This is a genomic window from Burkholderia sp. AU4i (assembly GCF_000466765.1).
Classification (GTDB): Bacteria; Pseudomonadota; Gammaproteobacteria; order Burkholderiales; family Burkholderiaceae; genus Burkholderia; species Burkholderia cepacia.
In genome coordinates this window covers 1-3,748 of record NZ_ASSI01000421.1, presented here as the reverse complement: position 1 = coordinate 3,748, position 3,748 = coordinate 1, and the positions used below count along the sequence as shown (strand labels likewise).

At 61.8% G+C, this 3,748-nt stretch carries 6 protein-coding genes; 4 read left to right on the top strand and 2 right to left on the bottom strand.

Annotated features, from left to right (window positions below):
• Positions 1–217: 217 nt before the first annotated feature.
• The 3 genes from cueR (at position 218) to L810_RS43210 (ending at position 1,467) form a co-directional block, all read left to right on the top strand.
• Positions 218–622 (top strand): Cu(I)-responsive transcriptional regulator, encoded by a 405-nt coding sequence (cueR, locus tag L810_RS43215; protein WP_021164369.1) that lies wholly within the window; start codon positions 218–220, stop codon positions 620–622.
• 215 nt (positions 623–837) lie between these two features.
• A complete protein-coding gene (locus L810_RS46755; protein ID WP_006478295.1) occupies positions 838–984 on the top strand; it encodes a DUF3563 family protein in 147 nt (48 codons plus the stop codon).
• Positions 985–1,098: 114 nt separating this feature from the next.
• Positions 1,099–1,467 carry a hypothetical protein gene (locus tag L810_RS43210; protein ID WP_021164368.1) on the top strand — a complete coding sequence of 123 codons (369 nt, stop codon included), beginning with the start codon at positions 1,099–1,101 and terminating at the stop codon, positions 1,465–1,467.
• A gap of 15 nt (positions 1,468–1,482) precedes the next feature.
• On the opposite strand, the gene L810_RS43205 is transcribed toward L810_RS43210, so the two are convergent.
• Together L810_RS43205 and L810_RS43200 are read right to left on the bottom strand one after the other, a co-directional pair.
• Positions 1,483–2,328 carry a 23S rRNA (adenine(2030)-N(6))-methyltransferase RlmJ gene (locus L810_RS43205; RefSeq protein ID WP_021164367.1) on the bottom strand — a complete coding sequence of 282 codons (846 nt, stop codon included), beginning with the start codon at positions 2,326–2,328 and terminating at the stop codon, positions 1,483–1,485.
• A gap of 126 nt (positions 2,329–2,454) precedes the next feature.
• Complete coding sequence (locus L810_RS43200) at positions 2,455–3,426, bottom strand: potassium channel beta subunit family protein (protein WP_021164366.1); 972 nt, start codon at positions 3,424–3,426, stop codon at positions 2,455–2,457.
• A gap of 164 nt (positions 3,427–3,590) precedes the next feature.
• Here L810_RS43200 and L810_RS43195 point away from each other — a divergent pair.
• A partial coding sequence (locus L810_RS43195) for an SDR family NAD(P)-dependent oxidoreductase (RefSeq protein WP_042978457.1) occupies positions 3,591–3,748 on the top strand: 158 nt, incomplete at its 3' end.

Below are 3,748 nucleotides of genomic sequence, written 5' to 3'. Positions count from 1 at the left end.
TTTTGCATTTGGGCGGCGGAAAACCATTTGCGCTTGGAGAAAGCGCACGTCATTCATCCCGTCTACCTGGCGCGCTGGCCCGCTCTCTCAGCTGCCATCCTGCAGCCAAACCTCGCCCCGAAACGAAACCACGCGATTTGATACGATCGAAGTGGCGCCGGCGATTGCACTCGTCGACGTTCATGTTCGAAACCAGGGCTTGATGGAGAGGGCGGGAATGAATATCGGCGACGCGTCGCGCGAATCCGGAGTCAGCGCAAAAATGATCCGATACTACGAACAGGTTGGCCTGCTTGCGCCGAGCAAACGTACCGACGCCGGCTACCGCATCTACGGGGCGGACGAAATTCACATCCTGCGCTTCATCCGTCAGGCGCGACGCCTTGGCTTTCTCGTCGAGGACATCCGCAAGCTGCTGATGCTCTGGCAAGATCGTTCCCGCGCGAGCTCGGAAGTGAAGTCGATTGCGCTCGAGCACGTGGCCGAACTCGACAAGCGCATCGCGGAACTGAGCGACATGCGCGACACGTTGGCCGATCTTGCCGCGCACTGTCATGGTGATGGGCGTCCCGAGTGCCCGATTTTGGCGCGTCTGTCCGACCCCGTCAGTGAACCAAATTAGTGCGCATATTCGAGGTTCGAAACGGGCCTCGATTCGATTTCCATAAAAATCAACAGGTTACGTGAAGTTGATGCTCGGCCATTCCAAACTGGAATGGTTTCCATGCAAGTATTTCACTAGCATCTTGGTGCGGCATCGCTATAATTCGGGATAACCCTATACGGGAAATCCCTGAATCTCGCTTCACCAGGGGTCCCCCTTCCTTGGAGAACGTCATGATCGCCTACATCGTCGAAAAGCTGAGCAACTGGTTCGAATCCGCAGAACGTGAACGCCGTGAGGCTTACCTCGCCACGTCGTCGGACATCGTCCAGCTCGAGAGCCGTATCCGCTCGCTCGAAACCAACGGCTACTCGCTGTAATCGGAGTCACCGTCAGGTGCCACGTGGCACCGAACGATAAGCAAGCCCCGTATTGACGGGGCTTTGTTTTTTTGTGCGCCGGATCTGGCGCAATCATCAGTGCAGCGCTATGGTATGGGCCTGCTTTTCATCCCGAAGGACATGATCATGCGTTTGCGTCTCGATGTGCGTCGCAGTGCTCGCGCGCGTCTCGTTCTCGGCGCGGTGGCGCTTGTCCATGGACTCGCGGCCGCTGCCGCGACATCGTCCAAACCGCTGATTCTCGATACGCAACGCGGCATCCAGGACGGCAAGGGCGGGTTGGTGCTGCAGACGGCGCCGCTGTCTCCCGAGCCGATCGTCGAGCCGGCAGGCATGCGGGCTCCGGCCGGGCAGGCGCCGAACACGTCGGTTCCGCTGTTCGTCGCACCGTATATCAATGTCCCCGCGTGGGGTGGACAGCCGGCCAACCAGCCAAGGCTCGCGCCCAGACCGCAGCCGTAACGCACAGTCGCGCGATCAGTTTCCGCGGTGCTCGATCTGGCAGCGGGCGCCGCTATCCTGTCCCAGCATCTCGACCAGATAAGGCAGTGCCTCGTTCATGCTCTGGGCGAGGGTGTACGGCGGATTCAGGATGAACATCCCGCTGCCGTAGAGACCGAGTCCGTCAGTGGGCGGATTCGACACCGTCAGTGTCAGGTGCAGCCAGTTGTTCGGTTGCAGGCGCTTCAACTGCTCGGGGAAACGCTGCGATTCCGTCCGGGTCACCTGCGGGTACCAGACGGCATAGCAGCCCGTCGCGAAACGCTTCAGACACTCCGTCACGCAAGTCACCGTGCGCGCGTAATCCTTCTTGTCCTCGTAGGACGGGTCGATCAGCACGAGCGCGCGTCGCGGCGGCGGCGGCAACAGCGCTTTGATGCCTTCGAAGCCGTCACCAGCAAAGATCATCGCGCGTCGCCCCGCATCGCGGAAATTGTGGCGCAGCACGTCGATTTCCGTCGTGTGCATTTCGAACAGCCGCATGCGGTCCTGCTCGCGCATCGATCGCCATGCAATGTACGGGGACCCCGGGTAGAAGCGCAGTTCACCGTCGTCGTTCAGCGCGCGGACCTCATCCACATAGTCGCCCAGCGCTTCCGGCAGGTTCTTTTCGTTCCACAGCCGGCCGATGCCGGTGTCGAATTCCGACGTCTTTGCCGCGTAACCGTCGCGCAGCGAGTACACACCGGCACCTGCATGCGTGTCGATGTACCAGTACGACTTGTCTTTCTTGTTCAGGTAGCGCAGCAACTGGACGACGACGGCGTGCTTGAGCACGTCCGCGTGGTTGCCTGCGTGAAAACCGTGACGATAACTGAGCATGGCGGGCTGCCTGAAACGAAAGGTGAATCGATGAAAGCGCTTGATCGTGCGCGGCCGGCTAGGCGCGGCAGTCAGGCCGGGCGCCGATGCGGGCCGCGTATTGTACGCGAGTGGCCGTGCATCGCCTCATTCGTACGCATCGCCGACCACCTCCTCGATGCGTTGCTTCACATCCGGTGTCAGCTTCGCGGCAACGTCGAGCGCGCGCATGTTGTCGCCGATCTGCTCGATCCGCGACGCGCCCGTGATGACCGAGCTCACGTGCGGATTCGTGAGCACCCATGCGATCGCGAGCTGGCCGGTGCTGCAGCCGAGCTCCGTCGCAATTTCGCCGAGCCGTTCGACGATGTCGTTGGCGGCCTGGTCGGTCAGGCGGTCGCGCATCCAGTCGTACCCCTGCAACTGCGCGCGGCTGCCGGGCGGTACGCCGTTACGGTACTTGCCGGTGAGCAGGCCCGATGCCAGCGGGCTCCAGGTCGTGAGGCCGAGACCGTAGTCGTCGTAGAGCCGTGCATATTCCTTTTCGACCCGCGTGCGGTGGAACAGGTTGTACTGCGGCTGCTCGACAACCGGCTTGTGCAGGTGATGCCGTTCGGCGATCTCGCAGGCAGCACGGATCTCGTCGGCGCTCCATTCCGACGTGCCCCAGTACAGCGCCTTGCCGCGCACGATCATGTCGCTCATTGCCCAGACGGTTTCCTCGATCGGCGTGTTCGGATCGGGGCGATGGCAATAGACGAGATCGACGTAGTCGAGCTGCAGCCGGTGCAGTGAGCCGTCGATGGCGTTCAGCAGGTATTTCCGGTTCAGCGTGTGATACTGGTTCGGCGCTTCGGCGAGCCCCCAGAAGAACTTGGTGGACACGATATAGCTGACACGCGGCCAATCGAGCGACTTGAGCGCGTGACCCATGATTTCCTCGGATTTGCCGCCGGCGTACACCTCGGCGTTGTCGAAAAAATTGACGCCTGCGTCGCGTGCTGCGGCAAGGCATTCACGCGCGACCCGCTGGTCGACCTGGTTGCCGTACGTGACCCACGAGCCGAGCGAAAGCGCGCTGATCTGCAGGCCGGAGCGGCCTAGCCGTCGATAGTGCATGCGAATCTCCTGCGTGACAGAACCGACCTTAAGCTTAGACGTTTTGCGCGCGAACGGCGGGGCCGATCGTGCACAATGGCGGCTGGCCCGCCGCGTCGATCATGCGATGAATGCCGAGGTGACGGGCACGTACTTTTTCGATCCGACAACGGGAGGAGACGGACATGGCAGCAGATCTGAATGGCAAGACCGCAGTCGTCACGGGCGCCGCGAGCGGCATCGGCAAGGAAATCGCACTCGAGCTCGCGAAAGCGGGCGCGGCCGTCGCGATCGCCGACCTGAACCAGGACGGCGCGAACGCCGTTGCCGACGAGATCGTCAA

Excerpts from the sequence above, each read along its gene's own strand:
- cueR (WP_021164369.1), top strand. The coding sequence starts at position 218 with ATGAATATCGGCGACGCGTCGCGCGAATCCGGAGTCAGCGCAAAAATG.
- L810_RS46755 (WP_006478295.1), top strand. The coding sequence starts at position 838 with ATGATCGCCTACATCGTCGAAAAGCTGAGCAACTGGTTCGAATCCGCA.
- L810_RS43210 (WP_021164368.1), top strand. The coding sequence starts at position 1,099 with ATGGGCCTGCTTTTCATCCCGAAGGACATGATCATGCGTTTGCGTCTC.
- L810_RS43205 (WP_021164367.1), bottom strand. The coding sequence starts at position 2,328 with ATGCTCAGTTATCGTCACGGTTTTCACGCAGGCAACCACGCGGACGTG.
- L810_RS43200 (WP_021164366.1), bottom strand. The coding sequence starts at position 3,426 with ATGCACTATCGACGGCTAGGCCGCTCCGGCCTGCAGATCAGCGCGCTT.